We start from the raw sequence: 21,710 nt of genomic DNA on the forward strand, positions 1-21,710 counted from the left end.
GCGCGTGTCCCGTACGTACTGGGCGGCGGGCGCGGCGGTGGTCGTCGCCGCGCTGTTCGCGGTCGGGGCCACGGTCGCCACCGCGAACGGCGGGGGCGGGGACGACGGTTCGGGCTCCTCCTCCCGGGCGCCGGGCCTCTACTCGGCGGACGCCGGCTTCGCCCGGGACATGGCGGTGCACCACCAGCAGGCCGTGGAGATGTCCTTCATCGTCCGCGACCGCACCCAGGACGAGGCGGTCCGCAGCCTCGCCTACGACATCGCCAACACCCAGGCGAACCAGCGGGGCATGCTGCTCGGCTGGCTCGACCTGTGGGGGCTGCCGAAGGTGGTGGCGGACGAACCGCCGATGTCGTGGATGGGCAGCGGCGGCGACGGGCACGGCACGTCCGGGCAGGGGATGAGCGGGCAGGACATGGCCGGTCACGACATGGGCGGTCACGACATGGGCGGCGCCACCACCAAGCCCGGCGCGCTGATGCCCGGCATGGCCACCAAGGAGGAGATGGACCGGCTGCGCACGGCCCAGGGCCGGGACGCGGAGGTGCTCTACCTCCAGCTGATGACCGACCACCACAAGGGCGGCGTCGCGATGGCCCAGGGCTGCGCGACCCAGTGCGCGACCCCGGCGGAGCGGAAGCTGGCCGAGGGGATGGTCGCCGCGCAGCGGTCGGAGCTCACCTTGATGGCCGACATGCTGAAGCAGCGCGGGGCCGCGCCGCGCGCGTGACCGGTGACGCCCGTACGGTGGTGGGAGGCACCTGGGCCGATACCTCGCGGGTCGACCCTCACGCCTCCCACCTGGCCTTTCACGTGGTCCTTCACCCGTACGGGCCTACACCCGTCCGAGTGGGGTCGCGTGGTCCGTCCGGCCGAACGACGATGGGGACGCCGGGACGGGTGCGCCCGCGCCCGCCCGCACGGCGCTCTCAGGAGGTACACGCCATGACGACCGCCGCAGAAATCATGCACCCCGGGGCACAGTGGATCCCGGCCGGTGAAACCCTGGACCGGGCCGCTCAGCTCATGGCCCGGCTGAACGTGGGCGCCCTGCCCGTCAGCGACGAGAACGAACGCCTCTGCGGCATCATCACGGACCGCGACATCGTGGTGTCGTGCGTGGCCAAGGGGCACGACCCGTCGGTGGTCACCTGTGGTGACCTCTGCCAGGGCACGCCGCGCTGGATCGACGCCCAAGCCGACATCTCCGACGTACTGGACGAGATGGAGAGCCACCAGATCAAGCGGCTCCCGGTGATCCAGGACAAGAGGCTGGTCGGCATGATCAGCGAGGCGGACCTGGCCCAGCACCTCTCCGAGGAGCAGATCGCCGGCTTCGTCGAGAAGGTCTACGCCCGACGCTGACCGGAGGGCCGGCCCACCGCGTGCCGGACCGCCCGCGCCGCCCGGCGCGGGCGGTCCGGCACGACCGGGGCGGGAGCCGGCACGGCCGGGCCGAAAGCGGTGGGCCGAAAGCTGTTGGAGGGGATCGGGGGGCGTGGCAGGCTGGTGATCACCGCGTCGGCCGCCGACGCGGGGCACCGCCAACGCCGTTCCGAAGGACACCTCCAGGCATGAGTACGCCCCCGAACCCGCCGAGCAGCCCGAGCGACCCGCCGACGGAGCCTTCGGGGACCCCCGTGCCCGACGACGTCATACCCGCGCGCGCCATATCCGAGGACGCCGCACCCGAGGACGCCGTACCCCCGGCCCCGCGGCACCCCGGACCCGGGGACACGGCGCCTCCCGCCGAACCCCTCTCGCCGGCCAAAGCCCCGAGCCCCGCCGCCGAGCCGCTCTCCCTGACCAAGAAGCCCCGGCCCGCGCCGTGGGACACCGACCCGCGGACCGACCCGCGGGACGCCGCTCCCGAGGACGCCGCGCCGCCCCCGGCCACGCCCGCCCACTCCCACTTCGCGCCGCTCGCCCCGCCGCCCGTCCCGCCGCAGGCTCCGCCGCCCGGGGGCGCGCCCTACGCCGGATACCCCGGCGGGCCCGGACCGACCCACCCCGGCCAGGCCCCCCAGTCCAACCCCTTCGCCTACACCGGCACCACCGGACAGCCCGGGCGCCCCGAAAGCGCCGGATACGCGGGATATCCGGGGCAGCCCGGCCACCCGGGGTATCCCGGCTACCCCGGTTACCCCGCCGCCCCCGCGCGGCCGTCCAACCACCTGGCCATCGCCGCCCTCGTCCTCGGCCTCGCCGCGATCTGCTTCGGCGTCATCCCGTTCGCCTTCTGGATCGGCACCATCGTCGGCCTCGTCGGTCTCGGGCTCGGGATCGCCGCCATCGTCAAGGCCTCCCGCGGCGCACCCCGCAAGGCGATGTCGGTGATCGCCGCGATCCTCTGCGTCCTGGGCCTCTTCGCCTCGGTCGGCGGCTACTTCCTCACCGTGGCCGTCCTCCACAAGGCGTCCGACCATGTGGACCGCCGGCTGGACCACGACTGGAACCTGCCGGACGACCCGGTCGACCCGGACGAGACCACCGCCCCCGACCCGGACTCCGGCCAGGGCTTCGACATCCCGGTCCCCTTCGGCAGCACCGTCAGCTACTCGAACGGCGTCCGCGTCAGCCTGTCCGAGCCGAAGAAGTACGTCACGAAGAGCAAGTACATCGAGGTCGGCAACGCCGTGGGGATCGACATCACGATCACCAACAGCTCCGACAAGCCCATCGAGGTCATCTACGCGGTCCCCACGGTCCGCGACGAACACGGCGACCGCGGCAAGCTCGTCTTCGACGGCCTGACGCCGAAGATGGTGACCGGCACGATCCAGCCCGGCGCCAGCGCCACCGGATTCGCCGCGTACGAGGTCCCCGAGGGCACCACGAGGATCAGCGCCGACGTCTCTCCCGTGATCCCCGGGCCGCCCGCCCGGTTCCTCGGCAGCATCGGCTGACACGTCCGGCCCGACCGTCCGCCCCCCAGGACATCGCGTCAGTAAGACGATTACACTGGGGCCGTGCCTCAACTACGCCTCGCTCTGAATCAGATCGACTCGCACGTCGGCAACATCGCCGCCAACGCCGACTCGGTCGTCCACTGGACCCGGCACTCCGCCGAGCAGGGCGCCCATTTGGTGGCGTTCCCGGAGATGGTGCTGACCGGGTACCCCGTCGAGGACCTCGCCCTGCGCGGCTCCTTCGTCGAGGCCTCCCGCCAGGCGCTGCGCGACCTCGCGCGGCGCCTCGCGACCGAGGGCCTCGGCGAGCTCCCGGTCATCGTGGGGTACCTCGACCGCGCCGAGCGGGCCGCGCAGCGGCTCGGCCTGCCGCCCGGGTCCCCGGAGAACGCGGCCGCCGTGCTGCACCGCGGGGAGGTGGTGCTGCGCTTCGCCAAGCACCACCTGCCCAACTACGGCGTCTTCGACGAGTTCCGGTACTTCGTGCCGGGCGACACCCAGCCGGTGATCCGGGTGCGCGGCGTCGACGTGGCGCTCGCCATCTGCGAGGACCTGTGGCAGGAGGGCGGTCGCGTCCCCGCGACCCGCTCCGCGGGAGCCGGTCTGCTGGTGTCCATCAACGCCTCGCCCTACGAGCGCGACAAGGACGACACGCGCCTGGAGCTGGTGCGCAAGCGTGCCCAGGAGGCCGGCTGCACGCTCGCCTACCTGGCGATGATCGGCGGCCAGGACGAGCTGGTCTTCGACGGGGACTCGATCGTCGTCGGCGCCGACGGCGAGGTCATCACGCGGGCCCCGCAGTTCTCGGAGGGCTGCGTCCTGGTCGACCTCGACCTGCCCGCCGCCCCGGCGGACGCCCCCGAGGGCGTGGTCGAGGACGGTCTGCGGATCGACCGGGTGATCCTTTCGGAGGACCCGGTGGAGCCGTACGAGCCGGTCGTGGCGGGCGGCTACGCCGAACGTCTCGACGACGACGAGGAGATCTACGACGCCCTGGTCGTGGGTCTGCGTGCGTACGTCAAGAAGAACGGTTTCCGTTCCGTGCTGATCGGGCTGTCGGGCGGCATCGACTCCGCGCTCGTCGCCGCCATCGCCTGTGACGCCATCGGCGCGCAGAACGTGTACGGCATCTCGATGCCCTCGAAGTACTCCTCGGACCACTCCAAGGACGACGCGGCCGAGCTCGCCCGGCGCACCGGCCTGAACCTGCGCACCGTGTCGATCGAGCCGATGTTCGACGCGTACATGGGGTCGCTGGGTCTGACCGGTCTGGCCGAGGAGAACCTCCAGTCGCGACTGCGCGGCACCATGCTGATGGCGGTCTCCAACCAGGAGGGCCACATCGTGCTGGCCCCCGGCAACAAGTCGGAGCTGGCCGTCGGCTACTCGACCCTCTACGGGGACTCCGTCGGCGCCTACGGCCCGATCAAGGACGTCTACAAGACGGTGATCTTCCGTCTGGCCGAGTACCGCAACCGGGCCGCCGCCGAGCGCGGCGAGACGCCGCCGATCCCGGAGAACTCGATCGTGAAACTGCCGAGCGCCGAGCTGCGCCCGGGCCAGGTGGACACGGATTCGCTGCCGGATTATCCGGTGCTCGACACGATCCTGGCGTTGTACGTGGACCGCGACCAGGGGCTGGAGGAGATCGTCGCGGCCGGCTACGACCGCGAGCTGGTCGCCAGGATCCTCCGGATGGTCGACACGGCCGAGTACAAGCGCCGCCAGTACCCGCCGGGCACCAAGATCTCCGCGAAGGGCTTCGGCAAGGACCGGCGGCTGCCCATCACGAACGGCTGGCGCGAGCACGCGTGAGGCGGACGGCATCCACCGCCCGGGGCCCCGGCCGCCGCGACGAGCGGCCGGGGCCCCGGCGTACGCCGTGCCCGGCGGGCCGTACGGAGACCGTTACGGCGTGAGCGCGACCCGGGCCGCGACGGGCAGGTGGTCGCTGTCGGTGCGCGGGAGGGTCCACGAGGCCTTCGGCGTGACGCCCCGGACCAGGATCTGGTCGATGCGGGCCATCGGGAACCGGGCCGGCCAGGTGAACCCGAAACCGTCCCCCGCCGCGCCCTGGGTGGAGCGCATCTGCGAGGTGATCTCCGACAGGGACCGGTCGTTGACGGTGCCGTTGAGGTCGCCGAGGAGCACGACCCGCTTCAGCGGTTCGGCGGCGAGCGCGGCGCCCAGCGCGTCGGCGCTGTTGTCGCGCTGGTTCGCGGTGAATCCGGCGTTCAGCTTGACCCGGACGGACGGCAGGTGGGCGACGAAGGCGGCCATGTCCCCCGCGGGGGTCTTCACCGTGACGCGCATCGCCCGCGTCCAGCCCATCTTGATGTCGACGGGCCGGGCGGCGGTGAGCGGGTACTTGCTCCAGACGCCGACGGTTCCCTCGACGGCGTGGTACTTGTACGTGGGCGCCAGCGCCTTCTCGTACGCCGGGACGGCGCCCGCCTTGAGCTCGGTCAGGGCCAGCACGTCGGCCCCGGCCTTGGCGACCGACTCGGCGGTGCCGCGCGGGTCCGGGTTGGCGGCGTCCACGTTGTGGGTGGCGACCGTGAGGTCGCCGCCGCCTCCGGACTTGTCGGTGACCAGTCCGCCGAAGAGGTTCACCCAGACGGCGGCGGTCACCGCTATCGAGACGAGCGCGGTCGCCGACTTCCTGATCAAAGCCGCGACCAGCAGCAACAGGACCGTAAGCCCCAACCAGGGCAGGAAGGTCTCGGTCAGGCTGCCGAGGTTGCCGACGTCGTTCGGCAACTCCGCGTGGAAGATCATCACCAGCGAGACCAGGGCGGCCAGGGCCGCCGTCACGATCCCGCGCCGCCAGATCCCTCGGTCCCCGCGCAATTCGGAGATTCGGCGCCGCAGACCGGATCCGGAGGGCCCCGGCTCCGAGCCGCCGCCGTTCCCCGTCTCCGTCATGTACGCCTGTGCCATGTGACTGCCCTCGCTGCCGTGCTCGCGCTCCGTCCCCGCCCCTTGACCCTAGGCGATCGACGCAGCCATCCGTGCCGTACGTTCCGGCCGTACGACCGAGAGGACGAACAGCTGTCCGCCCGGGGTTCCGGTTGTCACGAAACGCGCACATTCGATCCGGCGCGACTGAAGTCCGGGCAGGAGCCGACCCTGGAGTGTGACGGACCGGTCGTCCCACCACTTCCTCCTCCGGGCCGAAGAGTGCCACCATGGTGGATGAGTCCGGGGACGTCGTCAGGACGCCTCGAGATGACACAAGGAGCAGCAGCAATGACGCATGCCGTTTCGCCTGCCCGCGAAGCTTCCGGCCCCACCCTGTACGGGGGCACGGGCACCCGCCGCATCACCATCCGCGACCTGGCCCTGGCCAAGGAGCGCGGGGAGAAGTGGCCCATGCTCACGGCGTACGACGCGATGACCGCGTCGGTGTTCGACGAGGCCGGCATCCCGGTCGTCCTCGTCGGCGACTCCATGGGCAACTGTCACCTCGGCTACGAGACCACCGTCCCGGTGACGATGGACGAGATGACCCTGCTCTCGGCGGCCGTCGTACGGGGCACCCGCCGCGCACTGGTCATCGGCGACATGCCGTTCGGTTCGTACCAGGAAGGCGCCGTGCAGGCGCTGCGGAGCGCGACCCGGCTGGTCAAGGAGGCGGGCGTCGGAGCGGTCAAGCTGGAGGGCGGCGAGCGCTCGCTGGCCCAGACCGAGCTCATCGTGCAGTCCGGCATCCCGGTCATGTCCCACCTCGGTCTGACCCCGCAGTCCGTGAACGCCATGGGCTACCGGGTGCAGGGTCGCGGCGACGAGGCCGCGCACCAGCTGCTGCGGGACGCGAAGGCGGCACAGGACGCGGGCGCGTTCGCGGTGGTGCTGGAGCTGGTCCCGGCCGAACTGGCCGCCGAGGTCACGCGGTCGCTGCACATCCCGACGGTCGGCATCGGCGCGGGCTCGGAGTGCGACGCCCAAGTGCTGGTGTGGACCGACATGATGGGTCTGACCGGAGGCAAGATGCCGAAGTTCGTGAAGCAGTACGCGAACCTCCGGCAGACCATGGGTGACGCGGCCAAGGCGTTCGCCGAGGACGTGATCGGCGGATCGTTCCCGCAGCCGGAGCACGCCTTCCACTGAGGCTTCTCCCGAGGCTTTTCCCGGGGCTCGCGCCGAGGCCTCACCCGAGGTCCCGCCGCGGGCCCCACCCTGCGCCTCACCCTCCTGACAGCCCGTCGGCTTCCGCGCCGGCGGGCTGTCGGCGCTCCCGGGCGGGAGCGACCGGCACACTGCGGCTTCGGCCCGCCGGTCGCCCGTCGGTTCGGTGTCGGTCGCCTGTCGGCGGTTTGTCAGTGGGAGGTGGTCCCATGATGGACATGACGCGAAACGACAAGAATCCCCTGAACGGCTCGCACGCCGTAGAGGTACGGGGGCTGGTCAAGCACTACGGCGAGACCAGGGCCCTCGACGGTGTGGACCTCGATGTGCGCGAGGGGACCGTCCTCGGGGTCCTCGGGCCCAACGGCGCGGGCAAGACCACCCTGGTCCGCATCCTGTCCACCCTGATCACCCCCGACGCCGGGACGGCGCGGGTCGCCGGCTTCGACGTGGTCCGCCAGCCCCGGCAACTGCGCCGCACCATAGGCCTGACCGGCCAGTACGCCTCGGTCGACGAGAAGCTCTCCGGCTGGGAGAACCTCTACATGATCGGCCGGCTGCTGGACCTGCCCCGCAAGGAGGCCCGGTCCCGCGCCGACGAGCTGCTGGAGCGGTTCTCGCTCACCGAGGCGGCCAAGAAGGCCGCGATGCACTACTCCGGCGGCATGCGGCGCCGGCTCGACCTGGCGGCGTCGATGATCGGCCGCCCGGCCGTCCTGTACCTGGACGAGCCGACGACCGGCCTCGACCCCCGCACCCGTAACGAGGTGTGGGACGAGGTGCAGCGGATGGTCGCGGAGGGCGCGACCGTCCTGCTGACCACCCAGTACATGGAGGAGGCCGAGCAGCTCGCCGACGAGCTGACGGTCATCGACCGGGGCAAGGTCATCGCCAAGGGCAAGGTCGACGAGCTGAAGGCCCGCGTCGGCGGCCGCACCCTGCGCATCCGGCCCGTCTCCTCCGCCGACCTGCCCGGCATGGCCCGGGCATTGGCCGAGGCCGGGCTGGACGGGGCGGCCGGCTCCCAGGCCGTTCCCGACGAGGGCGTGTTGTTGGTGCCGATCCTCAGCGACGAGCAACTGACCGCGGTTGTCGGCGTGCTGGCCGCCCGGGGCTACCCGATAGCCGATGTCGGCACCTACCTCCCCAGCCTCGACGAGGTGTTCCTCTCCATCACCGGCCAGAAGCCCTCTTCCGAGGCCTCCGCCCAGCAGACCGAGGAGGTCGCGGCATGAGTACCGTCACCACGCCCAAGCCCAGCACCCCCGTGGCCGCTCCGGCCGCCGCGGCAGCGGGACCCGCCGGCGAGGGCCGGATCGGTCTGCGGGCCAACCTGCGGCACATCGGCGCCCTGGTGCGCCGCAACACCCTCCAGATCAAGCAGGACCCCGAGTCGATGTTCGACGTCGTGTTCATGCCGATCATCTTCACCCTGCTGTTCGTGTTCGTCTTCGGAGGCGCGATCTCCGGGAAGGGCCAGCAGGAGGCGTACGTCAACTACGTCGTCCCCGGCCTGATGGCCATGATGGGGATGAACATCGCCATGGGCGTCGGCACGGGGGTGAACGACGACTTCAAGAAGGGCGTGATGGACCGTTTCCGGTCCATGCCCATCGCCCGGTCCTCCGTCCTCATAGCCAAGATCGTGGTCGAACTCGGCCGGATGATGGTCGCCATCGCGATCCTGCTCGGCGTCGGCTTCATCCTGGGTCTGTCGATCAAGACGTCGGTGCTGGACCTGTTCCTGTCCATCGGGCTGTCCGCGGTGTTCGGCGCCTCCCTGATGTGGATCTTCATCCTGCTCGGTCTCACCATGAAGACCGCGCAGGCCGTCCAGGGCATGGCCATGCTGGTCCTGATGCCGCTCCAGTTCGGCAGCTCGATCTTCGCCCCGCCGTCGACCATGCCGGGGTGGCTGCAGACCTTCACCGACTACAACCCGCTGTCCAACCTGGCCGACGCGGCGCGCGGTCTGATCAACGGCGGCGCGGTCGCCCACCCGGTCTGGGTGACCCTGGCCTGGTCCGTGGCCATCACCGTCGTCACCATGCCGCTCGCGGTGCGCAAGTTCCGCCAGAAGACCTGATCCGGGAGCCGGTCCGTTCCGGATCGCGTCCCGGGCGGGCCCCGTACGGGGGGGCCGGATCAGAAGAGGGCGGCGGCCTCCTCCAGGGAGAGGCCGCCGCCTTCGGCGCGCGCCGCCTCGAAGGCGGCGTCGCCCAGCACCGCCCGCGCCCGCTCCTCGGCGTGGGCGGCGTCGGTGCGCTCGGTGAAGACCGGCACGTGCCCGGGCGGGAGCAGGGCCCGGTAGGCCCCGACCAGCCGGGCGGCGTCGTAGGCGCGCTCGGGGCCGCCGAGACCGACGAGGGAGTTGGCCGCCGTGATCAGGAGAACGGCCGGGATCTGGGGTGCGACCATCCGGGCGAGCGGGTCCTGCGCGGCGTCCAGGGCCTGCCGGGTCGACTCCAGGGCCTCGTGGTAGCTGCCCTCCTGGTTGTCGAGCCAGGCCAGGGTCGCGTGCAGGAAGCAGTCGAAGACGGCGAACCCGGTGCTCGGGAACTCCTCGCGCAGGGTGTGGAGTTGGGCACGGGCCCGGGGGATGCGGCCGGTGCGTCCGTAGACGCCCGCGAGGAACAATCGCGCGGCCGGCATGGCCTCGTTGCCGAGCTCCCGTACGCCGCCGACGACCTCGTCGAGGATCCTCTCGGCCTCCTCCATCTGACCGTCCTCGACGAGGGACCCGGCCCGACGCACGCGCAGGACGGCCGCCTGCGCCTTGGCGCCGAGGTGTTCGGCGTAGGCGATGGCGGCCTGGAAGTCCTCTGCGGCCGAAGCGAATTCGCCCCGCTTCTCCAGGGATTCGGCGCGGGCCGACAGGGCCTCGGCGCAGCCCCAGGCGTCGCCGAGCTCCCGGAAGGCGGCCAGGCTCTCCTCCGCGTCGCGGGCGGCGTCGCCGCTCCAGTCGGCCCGGTTGGCGAGGACGTTGGCGCGCAACTGGAGGGCGGAGGCGTACGCCCAGCGGTCGCCGAGCTCCCGGGAGGTGTCGACGGCCGCGTCGAGGACGCGCCGGAGCAGGTCGACGTCCCCGTTGATCATGACGGCGTAGAGGTAGATCCACAGGGCGCCGGGGACCTGACAGGTCTGCGGGAGGCCGGGGCGGTAGACCTGCACGATGGCATCGACCTGGGCCCGGACCCCGGGAGTGTTCCAGTCGCCGCTGTTCTGGTCGCGGGAGGCCAGGCACATCATCCGCACACCGCGCCAGGCCTCGCAGAGCAGTTCGCCGGTGTAGGGCGGCGGGGAGTCGACGACCCGTTCCCAGACGGGCTGGGCGGGGGCGGCCGGCGGGGCGAACGGGTCGGGGCCGAGGGCGGCGGTCAGACCGCACCAGTGCCGACTCTCGGCGCGCAGGTCGTGCATGTGCCAGTACCACATCAGGGCGTGCACCAGGCACAACGCCTCGCCGGCGTCCTTCAGGGCGATGGCCCGGCGCAAGGCGGTACGGATGTTCTCGTACTCGGTGGCCAGCCGCTCGCCCGCCTCCCGTTGGCCGTGGCCGCGCAGCACCGGCTCGGTGGTGCGGGCGAGTTCGCGGTAGTGGGTCAGGTGCCGGCGCTCGGTGGCCTCGCGGTCGCCGGGGACCTCGGCGAGGCGCTCGGCCGCGTACTCGGCGACCGTCTCCAGCAGCCGGTAGCGCATGTCGCCGCCGGGACCGGGGGCGGCCACGACGAGGGACTTGTCGACGAGCGAGCCGAGGCAGAGCAGTACGTCGGCGTCGTCCCGCCCGGCCCCGCCCCGCCCGGCCTCGGATACGGCCTCGGAACAGACCGCCTCGGATACGACCTCGGAGCAGACGGCTTCGGCGGCGGCCAGGTCGCAGCCGCCCGCGAAGACGGACAGCCGCCGCAGCACGGCCCGTTCGGGGGCGTCGAGGAGGTCCCAGGACCAGTCCACCACGGCGCGCAGCGTCTGCTGGCGGGGCAGCAGAGTACGGGAGCCGCTGGTGAGCAGCCGGAACCGGTCGTCGAGCCGGTCGGCGATCTGCCGCGCGGTCAGCAACCGCAGTCGGGCGGCGGCGAGTTCGATGGCGAGCGGCAGTCCGTCCAGGCGGCGGCAGATCTCGGCGGCGGCGTCCGGGTCGTCCTCGGTACGGAACCCGGGGCGGGCGGCGGCGCCCCGGTCGGCGAGGAGCCGGAGCGCGACCGGGTCGGGCAGCGGTTCCACCGGGCGCAGGGTCTCCCCCGGCACCCCGAGGGGTTCGCGGCTGGTGGCCAGGACGCGTACGCCGGGGCAGCGGGCGAGGAGTTCCTCGGCGAGCCCGGCGGCGGCCTTGACGACGTGCTCGCAGTTGTCCAGGAGCAGCAGGAGCCGTCGTCGCGCGCAGTGGTCGACGAGACGTTCGAGGGGATCGTCGCCGCTTCGGTCGGTGAGCGCCCGCAGTTCCTCGGCGGCGGCGCCGCGCAACTTGGTCTCTCGGGCCCCGAGCGCGGCGAGGACCACCTCGGGTACGTCCTCGGGGTCGTCCACGGGGGCCAGCTCGACCAGCCACACCCCGTCCGGCCATGCGTCGGCCGTCCCCGCTTCCGCGGCTTCCTGGGACAGCCGGGTCTTGCCCGCGCCGCCGGGGCCGAGCAGCGTGACGAGGCGGGCACGGGCGAGGTCGTCGCCGATGGCCCGGATGTCCTCCTCGCGGCCGACGAAGGTGGTGAGCCGGGATCGCAGGTTGCCCCGGACCGGCGGCGCCTCGGGGGTCGGGGCGGCGACGGGTAGGGGCACGGGCGCCGTCGGGTCCAGCAATTCGGCGTGCAGGGCGCGCAGCGCGGGGCCCGGGTCGGTGCCCAGCCGGTCGGCGAGGTCGCGTCGGACCTCGTCGTAGGCGGCCAGCGCCTCCGCCGGCCGGCCCGCGTCGCGCAGGGCGCGGATCCGCAACGCCTGCGACGGCTCGTCCAGGGGCTGCTCGGCGCACAGCGCGCCCAGCTCGGGCAGCACCCGCTCCGCCTGCCCCAGCGCGAGGGCCGCGGCCAGCCGGCCCCGGCGCGCGTCCGTCCGTACGGCCTCCCAGCGAGCGGACTCCGCCCCGGGGTCGGGGAGGCAGGCCAGCGCCGGTCCGCGCCACAGGGCGAGGGCCTCGTCGTACAGGGCGGCGGCCCGGGCGGGGTCCGACTCCGCCGCGGCGGCGTCCGACAGCCGCTCGAAGCGGTACAGGTCGACGTCGTCCCGCCCCGCGGCCAGCAGGTAGCCGCCCTCGGCGGACCGCACGGCCTCGTGGCCCAGCGTCCGCCGCAGCCGCGCCACGAGCGCCTGGAGCGCGGCGACCGCGTCGGCCGGCGGATCGCCGTCCCAGACCTGGTCGACGAGCAGGTCCGCCGGCACCGTGCGGCCGGGCCGCAGCGCCAGGGCGGTCAGGAGGGCGCGCAGGCGCGCGCCGCCGACGGCGACGGGGGTCCCGTCGTCGCGGACGGCCTGGGCGGTGCCGAGAATCGCGTAACGCACCGGCCCATTGTCGCTGCCCGGGCCCCCGGGGCCGACCGATTTCCGGGCCGGGATAGGTTTCGCCGCATGGGTCACCAGGGGAGCCGCGCCGAGCGGCAGATCAGTTCCGTGTTTCTGGGCATCGTCGCGGTCATGGTGGTCACCGGCTGGGCCGTGTGGACCGGCTACGCGACGAGCCCCGGGCTCGCCGTGTTCCTCTTCGTGACCTCCGCGTGGGTGGTCTCGCTGTGCCTGCACGAGTACGCGCACGCCCGTACCGCCCTGCACGGCGGGGACATCACGGTGGGCGCCAAGGGATATCTGACGCTGAACCCGCTGAAGTACACGCACGCGCTGCTGAGCATCGTGCTGCCGGTGGTCTTCGTGATCCTGGGCGGTCTGGGTCTGCCCGGTGGCGCGGTGTACATCGAGCGGGACCGGATCCGCGGCCGCTGGAAGCACAGCCTCGTCTCGGCGGCGGGCCCCCTGACGAACGTACTGTTCGCGGTCGTGTGCACGGCGCCGTTCTGGCTGCACGCCCTCGACGGCGTGCCCTGGGTCTTCCGCTTCGCGCTCGCGTTCCTCGCGCTGCTCCAGGTCTCCGCGGCCATCTTGAACTTCCTGCCGGTGCCGGGTCTGGACGGCTACGGGGTGATCGAGCCGTGGCTGTCCCACCGGGTGCGGCGCGAGGTGGCGCCACTGGCGCCGTTCGCCCTGATCGGCGTGTTCGCCCTGCTGTGGATTCCCGAGGTGAACACGTTCTTCTTCGACCGGGTCACCGACATCCTCGGCGCCCTGGGCGTGTCCGACCTGGAGACGTACTGCGGCCACGACCTGTACCGCTTCTGGGAGGAGACGGACGGCTACTGCCGGATCCCGTCCCGCTGAACCGTGCCCGATCGCCTTGGCCCCGGCCCCGGAGGGCCCGGGCCGGGCCGTCACCGTCGAGGCAGGCCGCGCGGGAGCGGCACCATCCCGTCGATCGTCCCGGTCAGGCCCGCTTCTCCGCCTTCGCCTTGCGCAGGTAGTACCAGGCCATGTTGGAGGTCAGACCGGCCAGCAGGACCCAGACGATCCCGAGGAAGCTGCCCTCCACGAAGGCGACCACGGCCGCGGCCACGGACAGGACGCAGACGACAACGGCGAACACGGCAAGGCGGGGCATGCGGCAGAGCTCCTCGGCGGTGCAGAAGGGGTCGAGCCCCTCCAGTGTCCCCCACGCCCCCACCCGCGGCGGCCGGCCGCCGACCGCCGCGGCGGAAGCGCCGGTCACACGTCGGTGATGCGGAGGCCGGCGTGGGCCTTGTAGCGGCGGTTCGTGGAGATGAGGTTGGCGACCAGGGCCTCGACCTGGTGGGCGCCCCGCAGGCGGCCCGCGAAGACGCCGCGCATGCCCGGGACGCGGGCCGTGAGGGCCTGGACCAGGTCGGTGTCGGCGCGGGATTCGCCCAGCACCATCACGTCGGTGTCGATCTCCTCGACCGACTCGTCCTGGAGCAACACCGCCGAGAGGTGGTGGAAGGCCGCCGTGACCCGGGAATCGGGGAGCAGGGCCGCGGCCTGCTGGGCGGCGCTGCCCTCGGGGACCTGGAGGGCGTACGCGCCCTGCTTGTCGAAGCCGAGCGGGTTGACGCAGTCCACGACGAGCTTGCCCGCGAGGTCCTCGCGCAGCGATTCCAGGGTCTTGGCGTGGCCCTCCCACGGAACCGCGATGATCACGATGTCACTGCGCCGCGCGCATTCCGCGTTGTCCGCGCCCTCCACGCCGAGGCCCAGTTCGGCGGCGGCGGCGCGGGCGCGGTCGGCGGCGCGGGAGCCGATGATCACCTTCTGGCCGGCGCGGGCGAAGCGGTAGGCCAGGCCCCGGCCCTGGTCACCTGTGCCGCCGAGGACGCCGACGACGAGGCCCGAGACGTCCGGGAGGTCCCAGGGGTCCTTGGCCGGCGGCTTCTGGGTGCTGTCTGAGGAAGTCATGGGGGCAAAGGTACTGCCGAGTACCCGCGCCCATACCCGTGGGGACGTATCGCGCCCAAGTGGCCGCCCCGCGTCCCCGGGTGCGGGAGGATGCCGCCATGGACGCAGTGAGGGTCGCGTTGTTGCGCGAGGTGCTGGCCGGTACGCAGTGGCCCGGGGCCGCGCGCCGGTTCGCCGGTTCGCTGCGCCGCTCCGTGGTGCCCGCCGGCGGGAACCTGCTGCTGGTGGGGACGGAGCGGTACGAGCCCTGGCACCTGGCCGCGCACCTGGTCGACGAGGCCGCCTGGTCGGGGCTGCCCGAGCTGGTGCCGACCCTCGTGCGCCACCGGGTGCGGCCCGGTGAGCCGCCGCACCTGTCGGTGGGGCTGGGCCGGCTGGAGGCGGCGCGGCGCGGGCACACGTTGCTGGTGGTGGCCCCGGAGCAGCCGGGCGGCCCGTTGCTGGAGCGGGTCCACGACGCCCGGCGGGCGGGGGCGACCGTACTGTCCCTGGACGGCGGGGACCGCGACCTTGGCACGCTGGCCCACGAGGCGTTGTCGGTGCCGGACGCCACCGCCGAGCTGGATCTGGACACCGTGCAGCACCTGGTGAGCGCGGCGGCCGGGGAGAACGGTCTGCCCGCCCCGCGCGGCGGCGCCCGCCGGTTCCGGGACCGACTGGCACGGCTGGCCGATCAGCTGACCGCGCCGCCACCCAGCCGCTGGTAGGGCCGCGCCCGGGACGCGCCGCCCGGCGCGGCCGCGGGACGGCGACGGCTAGGCGATGTCGCCCGGCTCACCGGCCTCGCCCGGCCCACCCGTCTTGTCGTTCCACTTGGGGTCGTTCTGCCACTCCAGGTTCCGCTCCTCGGCGGTCTCCATGGCGTGGGCCGCCTCCTCCCGGCTGGAGTAGGGGCCGAACCGGTCCTTGGCCGGGCACTCGGGGCCCTCCTCGACCTTCTTGTGGACCAGGCAGTAGTACCACTCGCCCGGTTTGCCCGTCTGGCGCTTCTTGAACAGGGCCATCGTCCGCCGGCTCCTCTCGTCGCGGCTCTCACCGCTCTTTGCCGCCATGCTGCCCCATCACCGCTGGTTACACTCGCTTGCATGTCTGGCCAGTCGCTGCTCGTACCCGGCGAGCTCTCCCCCGCCCGTTCCGTTCCCGGCAACATCCGCCGGCCCGAGTACGTGGGCAAGCCCGCGCCCACTCCCTACACCGGACCGGAGGTGCAGACGCCCGAGACCATCGAGGCGATGCGCGTCGCGGGCCGGATCGCCGCCCGGGCGATGGAGGAGGCCGCCACACACATCGCGCCGGGGGTGACCACCGACGAATTGGACCGGGTCGCGCACGAGTACATGTGCGACCACGGCGCGTACCCCTCGACGCTCGGCTACCGGGGCTTCCCGAAGTCCCTGTGCGCCTCGGTGAACGAGGTGATCTGCCACGGCATCCCGGACTCGACGGTCCTGCGGGACGGCGACATCGTGAACCTGGACGTGACCGCGTACATCGGCGGGGTGCACGGGGACAACAACGCCACCTACCTGTGCGGCGAGGTGGACGAGGAGTCGCGGCTGCTGGTGGAGCGCACCCGGGAGTCTCTGAACCGGGCCATCAAGGCGGTCAAGCCGGGCCGTCAGATCAATGTGATCGGCCGGGTCATCGAGTCGTACGCGAAGCGTTTCGGCTACGGCGTGGTCCGGGACTTCACCGGCCACGGCATCAGCTCGTCGTTCCACTCGGGCCTGATCATCCCGCACTACGACAGCCCGCACGCCACCACGGTCATCGAGCCCGGCATGACCTTCACCATCGAGCCGATGCTGACGCTGGGGACGCACGAGTACGACATGTGGGACGACGGCTGGACGGTCGTCACCAAGGACCGCAAGCGCACCGCGCAGTTCGAGCACACCCTGGTCGTGACCGACTCCGGGGCGGAGATCCTCACCCTCCCGTAGGGGCGGGGAGCGGAGCAGGTTTTTGCCGACACGCCGTCGGGAAGACTGCCCGGGAGACCGGTCGGGGCGGCGGCGCCGCCGTGCGCCCGCCCGCGCTCTTTCCGATGACCCTCGGAGGTCCGCGTTGGACGCCTTTTCCACCGCCATCCGTGTCGCCTCGCACGCGCAGCACACCGAGGCCGAGAACTCGACGTTCATGAGCGACCTGCTGGGCGGCCGGCTCGGCGTGGTCGCCTACGCCCGCTACACCGAGCAGCTGTGGTTCGTCTACCGGGCGCTCGAGGACTCGGCCGGGGCGCTGCGGGGCGACTCGGTGGCCGGTCCGTTCATCCGGCCCGAGTTGATGCGCGTCCCGCAGATCGAGCGCGACCTGGCGCACCTGCGCGGCCCGGGGTGGCGCGAGAGCCTCTCCGCCCTGCCCGCGACGCGCGCGTACGCGGCCCGGGTCGCCGAGTGCGCGGCGTCCTGGCCCGGCGGGTACGTGGCCCACCATTACACCCGGTACCTGGGCGACCTGTCGGGCGGCCAGATCATCCGGGACAAGGCGGAGCGCACCTGGGGCTTCGCCCGCAAGGGCGACGGGGTGCGCTTCTACGTCTTCACGGACATCGCGAACCCGGCCGCCTTCAAGCGGGACTACCGGGAACTGCTCGACGCGATCGTCGCGGACGACCTGGAGAAGCAGCGCATCATCGATGAGTGCAAGCACGCGTTCGACCTCAACGGCGCCGTCTTCCGGGAATTGGGCGAGCAGTTCCCGCTGAGTGCGTGAGCCCCGCCCGGGCGTTTCCCGGGGCGCCCGCGCCGGCCGGGCGGCGCTCCGGGCGGTAGGGACCCCGGGCCCCTGTCGCGGACCGAGGACCGCGGAGAACGCCGCGGGCGTCGGGCGGTCCGGCGCTCGGCCGCCACCCGGGCCCATCACGTGGACGCCACCCGGGGCCGTCACGTGGCCGCTTCCCCGGGCCGAGGCCCGGGGAAGCGGCCCCGGTCAGGGCTCCCGGCGCGCGAAGCGGACCCGGCCGCCGACCTCGATCGTGCCGTCCGGGCCGGGGGCGGTGAGGATCTGGGAGCCCGCGCCCTGAGTGATGTTCAGGGCCCGGTTGAGCTCCGCCGTCAGCAGGATCGCCGCCGAGCCGGTGGCCTCGTCCTCGGTGATCGCCCCGTCCGGGCGGCGCGGGAACCCCCGGGCCCGGATGCGTCCGGCGGCCTCGTCCTCCCAGGCCCAGGCGTACAGCCAGCCCTCGCCCGGCGGCGGCGCGGGCAGCGCCTCCACCTCGGCGGCGCTCGCGTACTGCTCGGTGCGCTTGCCCTCGACCCATTCGGGGCGGGCGGTGATCCAGGTGAACTCCCCGTCGTCGCGGGCCCAGACGGTGCCGACCGGCGGCCGGAGTTCCTCGATGTCGAGCAGCCAGGCGACACCGACCAGGGGGTGGCCCGCGAAGTCCATCCGGGTGCCGGGGGTGCGGATGTCGACGATCCCCCGTTCGGGGTCGTCCACGAAGACCGTCTCGCTGTATCCGAGCTCCGCCGCCAGTGCCTGCCGGGAGGCGTCGTCGGGGCAGGTGCGGCCGTCGCGCACGACGCCGAGCAGATTGCCGTGACGGCCGTCGCCCGCGCAGAAGACGGAAAGCAGGTCGAGATCATTCACCCCGGCATTCAAGCACGGGCACCCCACTTTACCTCCGCTTGACCTTTCCATGGGCCACCGGTGGTGATGCCGTGACGACCTCGTGTCCGGCGGCGACCTGTGTGCGCCGAATCACTGGACGCGCGGTCCGAGGTCAGGTAAGCCTCGGTTAAGTTAGGTCCGCCTCACCCGGCCGCCCCCACCCGACGGGGCGGCCTTCTGCCGAACGCCAGACCCGCCAGGAGCCCGTATGCGCCCCGCCCGCCTCACCGTCGTCACCGCGGCCGCCGCAGTGGCCGCGCTCACCGCCGTCACCGGTTGCGCCGAGAAGAGCGCGGCGGGCGCCGAGGGCACGATTCAGGTGGCCGCCTCCGACAGCGCCTGCGACATCTCCAAGAAGGAGTTCCCGGCGGGCAAGGTCACCATCGAGGTCGACAACAAGGGCTCCAAGGTCACCGAGGTCTACGTCCTCTTCCCGGACGACCGCATCGTCGCCGAGCGCGAGAACATCGGCCCCGGCACCAAGGCCACCATCACGGCCGAGATCAAGGCCGGCGACTACGAGGTCAACTGCAAGCCCGGCATGAAGGGCGACGGCATCCGCCAGAAGGTCAAGGCCACCGGCGGCGCCGCGGCCAAGCGCAGCCCCGAGCTGGACGCCGCCGTCGCCGAGTACCGCAAGTACGTCCAGGCGCAGGCCGACGACTCCCTCCCCACCACCAAGACCTTCGTGGACGCGGTGAAGGCCGGCGACGTCGAGGCCGCGAAGAAGGCCTACGCCGTCTCCCGCCTCGGCTGGGAGCGCACCGAGCCGGTCGCGGAGTCCTTCGGCGACATCGACCCGAAGATCGACGTCCGCGAGGACGGCCTGGAGGCGGGCCAGGACCCCGCGAAGGACTGGACCGGCTGGCACCGCCTGGAGAAGTCGCTCTGGGCCGACAACAAGATCGGCGACGACGAGAAGAAGCTCGCCGACACCCTGATGAACGACGTGACCGACTGGCAGAAGAGGATCGGCACGGCGGAGATCACCCCCACCTCGATGGCCAACGGCGCCAAGGAGCTCCTCGACGAGGTCGCCACCGGCAAGGTGACGGGTGAGGAAGAGCGCTACAGCCACACCGACCTGATCGACTTCAAGGCCAACGTCGAGGGCGCGCAGAAGGCGTACGAGCTGCTCAAGCCGGTCGCCGCGAAGAACGACGCGGAGCTGGTCAAGACGCTCGACTCCCAGTTCGCCGCGCTGGACACGCTGCTCGACAAGCACCGCGCGGACAAGAACGGCTACGACTTCACCTCCTACGACAAGGTCGGCGACGCGGAGCGCAAGGAGCTCTCGGACGCCGTGAACGCGCTGGCCGAGCCGCTGTCCAAGCTGGCGGCGGCGGTCGCGAAGTAACGGTCGGGAACAGCGGAGCAGGCGGGAGGCACGGGATGACTGACTCGGAGTCGGTGACGGTGGAAGAGCGCGACGACGCCCGGGAAGGGGCCAAGGCGCCCTCGCGGCGTGCCCTGCTCGGCTGGGGCGGGGCCGGGCTGGCGCTCGGCGCCGCCGCGGCCGGCGGCGCGGTCGCGGCGTTCGGCGGCGGCACGGACGTGGTGCCCGCGGCCTCGACCGGGGCGGCCGTGCCCTTCCACGGCGAGCACCAGGCCGGTATCGCCACCGCCGTCCAGGACCGCCTGCACTTCGCGGCCTTCGACGTGAAGACGAAGGACCGCGGGGAGCTGATCCAGCTCCTCAAGGACTGGACGGCGGCGGCGCGGCTGATGACGGCCGGTCACCCCGTCGGCGAGGGCGGCTACGGCGGCCTCCCGGAGGCCCCGCCGGACGACACGGGCGAGGCGCTGGGGCTCAAGGCCTCCCGGCTCACCCTGACCATCGGCTTCGGCCCCGGCCTGTTCGCCAAGGACCGCTTCGGCCTGGAGGACAAGCGCCCCGAGGCCCTGGTCGACCTGGAGCAGTTCCCCGGCGACAACCTGGACCCGGCCCGCTCCGGCGGCGACCTCTGCGTCCAGGCCTGCGCGGACGACCCCCAGGTCGCCGTGCACGCCATCCGCCAGCTGGCCCGCATCGGCTTCGGCAAGACGGCGGTCCGCTGGTCGCAGCTCGGCTTCGGCAAGACCTCGTCCACCACCCCGGACGCGCAGACCCCGCGCAACATGATGGGCTTCAAGGACGGCACCCGGAACGTCTCGGGCACCGACCGGGCCGCGCTGGACGAGCACGTCTGGGCGGCCGCCTCCGACGGCAGCGCCTGGATGGCCGGAGGCTCGTACCTGGTCGCCCGTCGCATCCGGATGCACATCGAGACCTGGGACCGCACCTCGCTCCAGGAGCAGGAGGACGTCTTCGGCCGCGACAAGGGCGAGGGCGCCCCCGTCGGCAAGTCGAAGGAGCGCGACGAGCCCTTCCTCAAGGCGATGAAGCCCTCGGCGCACGTCCGCCTCGCCCACCCGGACAGCAACAGCGGCGCGACGATCCTGCGCCGCGGCTACTCCTTCACGGACGGCACGGACGGGCTGGGCCGCCTCGAAGCGGGCCTGTTCTTCCTCGCCTACCAGCGGGACGTCCGCAAGGGGTTCATCCCGGTACAGCGCAACCTGTCGAAGAACGACGCGCTCAACGAATACATCCAGCACGTGGGTTCGGCCGTCTTCGCCGTCCCGCCGGGCGTCCGCGACAAGGACGACTGGTGGGGCCGGACGCTGTTCGCGTAGACCCGTAGCCCGTAGGAGGAACCACGTGTTCAGCAACTATCTGATCGGTCTGCGCGAGGGGCTGGAGGCCAGCCTCGTCGTCTGCATCCTCATCGCCTACCTGGTGAAGACCGGCCACAAGGACAAGCTCGGGCCGCTGTGGCTGGGTGTCGGCCTGGCGGCCGCCCTCAGCCTCGGCTTCGGCGCCGCGCTCGAATTCGGTACCGAGCAGTTGACCTTCGAGGCGCAGGAGGCGATCGGCGGGTCCCTGTCCGTCGTCGCGGTGGGCCTGGTGACCTGGATGGTCTTCTGGATGAAGCGCACCGCGCGGCACCTGAAGGCCGAGCTCCACGGGAAGCTGGACGCGGCGCTCGCGATGGGCACCGGCGCGCTGGTCACGACGGCGTTCCTCGCGGTGGGCCGCGAGGGCCTGGAGACCTCCCTGTTCGTGTGGCGTTCGGTGAAGGCGGCCGGTGACGGCGCGGGCCCGCTGGCCGGCGTGCTGCTGGGCATCGGCACTTCGGTGCTGCTGGGCTGGCTGTTCTACCGGGGGGCCCTGAGCATCAACCTCGCCAAGTTCTTCACGTGGACCGGCGGCATGCTGGTCGTGGTCGCCGCGGGCGTTCTCGCGTACGGCATCCACGACCTCCAGGAGGCCGGATTCCTGCCCGGCATCCTGACGAAGGCGTTCGACATCAGCGACACGGTCCCGCCGGACAGCTGGTACGGGACCCTGCTGAAGGGAACCCTCAACTTCCAACCGGACCCGACCGTGGTCCAGCTGGTGGTGTGGGTGCTGTACCTGCTCGCGGTGCTCGGCCTGTTCCTGGCCCCGACGGCCGCCAAGGGCCGGGGCGGCCAGGGCGAGCCCGCGGAGCGGCAGCCGGCGGGCGCCCCCGCCGCGGACGCGCGGGGCTGACGACGAGCACCTGCGGGGCGTAGACGAAGACGGGCCGGACG

20 protein-coding genes are annotated in these 21,710 nt (G+C 72.5%); 14 read left to right on the plus strand and 6 right to left on the minus strand.

Annotated features, from left to right (window positions below):
- Nucleotides 1-4 precede the first annotated feature (4 nt).
- The 4 genes from E6R62_RS23770 (at nucleotide 5) to E6R62_RS23785 (ending at nucleotide 4,724) form a co-directional block, all read left to right on the plus strand.
- Complete coding sequence (locus tag E6R62_RS23770) at nucleotides 5-730, plus strand: DUF305 domain-containing protein (protein WP_240801848.1); 726 nt, start codon at nucleotides 5-7, stop codon at nucleotides 728-730.
- Nucleotides 731-945: 215 nt separating this feature from the next.
- Entirely contained in the window at nucleotides 946-1,365 is a 420-nt protein-coding gene (locus E6R62_RS23775; protein ID WP_136215550.1) for a CBS domain-containing protein, read from the plus strand.
- A gap of 209 nt (nucleotides 1,366-1,574) precedes the next feature.
- Nucleotides 1,575-2,906 carry a DUF4190 domain-containing protein gene (locus E6R62_RS23780; protein WP_136215551.1) on the plus strand — a complete coding sequence of 444 codons (1,332 nt, stop codon included), beginning with the start codon at nucleotides 1,575-1,577 and terminating at the stop codon, nucleotides 2,904-2,906.
- Nucleotides 2,907-2,969: 63 nt separating this feature from the next.
- A complete protein-coding gene (locus tag E6R62_RS23785; protein WP_136215552.1) occupies nucleotides 2,970-4,724 on the plus strand; it encodes an NAD+ synthase in 1,755 nt (584 codons plus the stop codon).
- A gap of 93 nt (nucleotides 4,725-4,817) precedes the next feature.
- Here E6R62_RS23785 and E6R62_RS23790 read toward each other — a convergent pair whose 3' ends face one another.
- A complete protein-coding gene (locus E6R62_RS23790; RefSeq protein ID WP_136215553.1) occupies nucleotides 4,818-5,849 on the minus strand; it encodes an endonuclease/exonuclease/phosphatase family protein in 1,032 nt (343 codons plus the stop codon).
- Between the two features lie 288 nt (nucleotides 5,850-6,137).
- Here E6R62_RS23790 and panB point away from each other — a divergent pair, with 288 nt between their 5' ends.
- The 3 genes from panB (at nucleotide 6,138) to E6R62_RS23805 (ending at nucleotide 9,123) form a co-directional block, all read left to right on the plus strand.
- Complete coding sequence (panB, locus tag E6R62_RS23795) at nucleotides 6,138-7,019, plus strand: 3-methyl-2-oxobutanoate hydroxymethyltransferase (protein ID WP_136215554.1); 882 nt, start codon at nucleotides 6,138-6,140, stop codon at nucleotides 7,017-7,019.
- 227 nt (nucleotides 7,020-7,246) lie between these two features.
- Complete coding sequence (locus E6R62_RS23800) at nucleotides 7,247-8,272, plus strand: ATP-binding cassette domain-containing protein (protein WP_136215555.1); 1,026 nt, start codon at nucleotides 7,247-7,249, stop codon at nucleotides 8,270-8,272.
- Nucleotides 8,269-9,123, plus strand: coding sequence for an ABC transporter permease (locus E6R62_RS23805; RefSeq protein WP_136215556.1), 855 nt, complete (start codon nucleotides 8,269-8,271; stop codon nucleotides 9,121-9,123). The genes E6R62_RS23800 and E6R62_RS23805 overlap by 4 nt, the downstream gene beginning before the upstream one ends.
- A 59-nt stretch (nucleotides 9,124-9,182) precedes the next feature.
- On the opposite strand, the gene E6R62_RS23810 is transcribed toward E6R62_RS23805, so the two are convergent.
- Complete coding sequence (locus E6R62_RS23810) at nucleotides 9,183-12,530, minus strand: BTAD domain-containing putative transcriptional regulator (RefSeq protein ID WP_136215557.1); 3,348 nt, start codon at nucleotides 12,528-12,530, stop codon at nucleotides 9,183-9,185.
- Nucleotides 12,531-12,596: 66 nt separating this feature from the next.
- Between E6R62_RS23810 and E6R62_RS23815 the strand changes: the two genes are divergently transcribed.
- A complete protein-coding gene (locus E6R62_RS23815) occupies nucleotides 12,597-13,397 on the plus strand; it encodes a site-2 protease family protein (protein ID WP_136215558.1) in 801 nt (266 codons plus the stop codon).
- A gap of 103 nt (nucleotides 13,398-13,500) precedes the next feature.
- Here E6R62_RS23815 and E6R62_RS23820 read toward each other — a convergent pair whose 3' ends face one another.
- Nucleotides 13,501-13,782: a hypothetical protein gene (locus E6R62_RS23820; protein ID WP_136215559.1), complete on the minus strand. Its 282-nt coding sequence runs from the start codon at nucleotides 13,780-13,782 to the stop codon at nucleotides 13,501-13,503.
- Entirely contained in the window at nucleotides 13,779-14,483 is a 705-nt protein-coding gene (gene npdG / locus E6R62_RS23825; RefSeq protein ID WP_136215560.1) for an NADPH-dependent F420 reductase, read from the minus strand. Before npdG ends, E6R62_RS23820 begins: the two co-directional genes overlap by 4 nt.
- 98 nt (nucleotides 14,484-14,581) lie before the next feature.
- On the opposite strand from npdG, the gene E6R62_RS23830 reads away from it, so the two are divergent.
- Nucleotides 14,582-15,190 (plus strand): hypothetical protein, encoded by a 609-nt coding sequence (locus E6R62_RS23830; protein ID WP_136215561.1) that lies wholly within the window; start codon nucleotides 14,582-14,584, stop codon nucleotides 15,188-15,190.
- A gap of 48 nt (nucleotides 15,191-15,238) precedes the next feature.
- Here E6R62_RS23830 and E6R62_RS23835 read toward each other — a convergent pair whose 3' ends face one another.
- Complete coding sequence (locus E6R62_RS23835) at nucleotides 15,239-15,487, minus strand: hypothetical protein (protein WP_136215562.1); 249 nt, start codon at nucleotides 15,485-15,487, stop codon at nucleotides 15,239-15,241.
- 81 nt (nucleotides 15,488-15,568) lie between these two features.
- Here E6R62_RS23835 and map point away from each other — a divergent pair, with 81 nt between their 5' ends.
- Both map and E6R62_RS23845 read left to right on the plus strand, forming a co-directional pair.
- Nucleotides 15,569-16,426, plus strand: coding sequence for a type I methionyl aminopeptidase (gene map / locus E6R62_RS23840; RefSeq protein WP_136215563.1), 858 nt, complete (start codon nucleotides 15,569-15,571; stop codon nucleotides 16,424-16,426).
- 124 nt (nucleotides 16,427-16,550) lie between these two features.
- Entirely contained in the window at nucleotides 16,551-17,198 is a 648-nt protein-coding gene (locus tag E6R62_RS23845) for a heme oxygenase (biliverdin-producing) (protein ID WP_136215564.1), read from the plus strand.
- A 216-nt stretch (nucleotides 17,199-17,414) separates the two neighbouring features.
- On the opposite strand, the gene E6R62_RS23850 is transcribed toward E6R62_RS23845, so the two are convergent.
- Entirely contained in the window at nucleotides 17,415-18,074 is a 660-nt protein-coding gene (locus E6R62_RS23850) for a PhzF family phenazine biosynthesis protein (RefSeq protein WP_240801849.1), read from the minus strand.
- 229 nt (nucleotides 18,075-18,303) lie between these two features.
- Here E6R62_RS23850 and efeO point away from each other — a divergent pair, with 229 nt between their 5' ends.
- The 3 genes from efeO to efeU are packed head-to-tail and all read left to right on the plus strand — an operon-like array spanning nucleotide 18,304 to nucleotide 21,669.
- Complete coding sequence (efeO, locus tag E6R62_RS23855; protein WP_136215566.1) at nucleotides 18,304-19,452, plus strand: iron uptake system protein EfeO; 1,149 nt, start codon at nucleotides 18,304-18,306, stop codon at nucleotides 19,450-19,452.
- Between the two features lie 35 nt (nucleotides 19,453-19,487).
- Nucleotides 19,488-20,771: an iron uptake transporter deferrochelatase/peroxidase subunit gene (efeB, locus tag E6R62_RS23860; protein WP_136215567.1), complete on the plus strand. Its 1,284-nt coding sequence runs from the start codon at nucleotides 19,488-19,490 to the stop codon at nucleotides 20,769-20,771.
- A gap of 25 nt (nucleotides 20,772-20,796) precedes the next feature.
- Nucleotides 20,797-21,669 (plus strand): iron uptake transporter permease EfeU, encoded by an 873-nt coding sequence (gene efeU, locus E6R62_RS23865; protein WP_136215568.1) that lies wholly within the window; start codon nucleotides 20,797-20,799, stop codon nucleotides 21,667-21,669.
- Nucleotides 21,670-21,710: the final 41 nt, after the last annotated feature.

Origin of the sequence: Streptomyces sp. A1136 (assembly GCF_004795055.1) — a bacterium.
Taxonomy (GTDB): domain Bacteria; phylum Actinomycetota; class Actinomycetes; order Streptomycetales; family Streptomycetaceae; genus Streptomyces.

What these genes read in the sequence shown, in the direction of transcription:
- E6R62_RS23775 (WP_136215550.1), top strand. Translation starts at nt 946, where the DNA reads ATGACGACCGCCGCAGAAATCATGCACCCCGGGGCACAGTGGATCCCG.
- E6R62_RS23780 (WP_136215551.1), top strand. Translation starts at nt 1,575, where the DNA reads ATGAGTACGCCCCCGAACCCGCCGAGCAGCCCGAGCGACCCGCCGACG.
- E6R62_RS23790 (WP_136215553.1), bottom strand. Translation starts at nt 5,849, where the DNA reads ATGGCACAGGCGTACATGACGGAGACGGGGAACGGCGGCGGCTCGGAG.
- panB (WP_136215554.1), top strand. Translation starts at nt 6,138, where the DNA reads ATGACACAAGGAGCAGCAGCAATGACGCATGCCGTTTCGCCTGCCCGC.
- E6R62_RS23800 (WP_136215555.1), top strand. Translation starts at nt 7,247, where the DNA reads ATGATGGACATGACGCGAAACGACAAGAATCCCCTGAACGGCTCGCAC.
- E6R62_RS23805 (WP_136215556.1), top strand. Translation starts at nt 8,269, where the DNA reads ATGAGTACCGTCACCACGCCCAAGCCCAGCACCCCCGTGGCCGCTCCG.
- E6R62_RS23815 (WP_136215558.1), top strand. Translation starts at nt 12,597, where the DNA reads ATGGGTCACCAGGGGAGCCGCGCCGAGCGGCAGATCAGTTCCGTGTTT.
- npdG (WP_136215560.1), bottom strand. Translation starts at nt 14,483, where the DNA reads ATGACTTCCTCAGACAGCACCCAGAAGCCGCCGGCCAAGGACCCCTGG.
- E6R62_RS23830 (WP_136215561.1), top strand. Translation starts at nt 14,582, where the DNA reads ATGGACGCAGTGAGGGTCGCGTTGTTGCGCGAGGTGCTGGCCGGTACG.
- E6R62_RS23835 (WP_136215562.1), bottom strand. Translation starts at nt 15,487, where the DNA reads ATGGCCCTGTTCAAGAAGCGCCAGACGGGCAAACCGGGCGAGTGGTAC.
- map (WP_136215563.1), top strand. Translation starts at nt 15,569, where the DNA reads ATGTCTGGCCAGTCGCTGCTCGTACCCGGCGAGCTCTCCCCCGCCCGT.
- efeO (WP_136215566.1), top strand. Translation starts at nt 18,304, where the DNA reads ATGCGCCCCGCCCGCCTCACCGTCGTCACCGCGGCCGCCGCAGTGGCC.
- efeB (WP_136215567.1), top strand. Translation starts at nt 19,488, where the DNA reads ATGACTGACTCGGAGTCGGTGACGGTGGAAGAGCGCGACGACGCCCGG.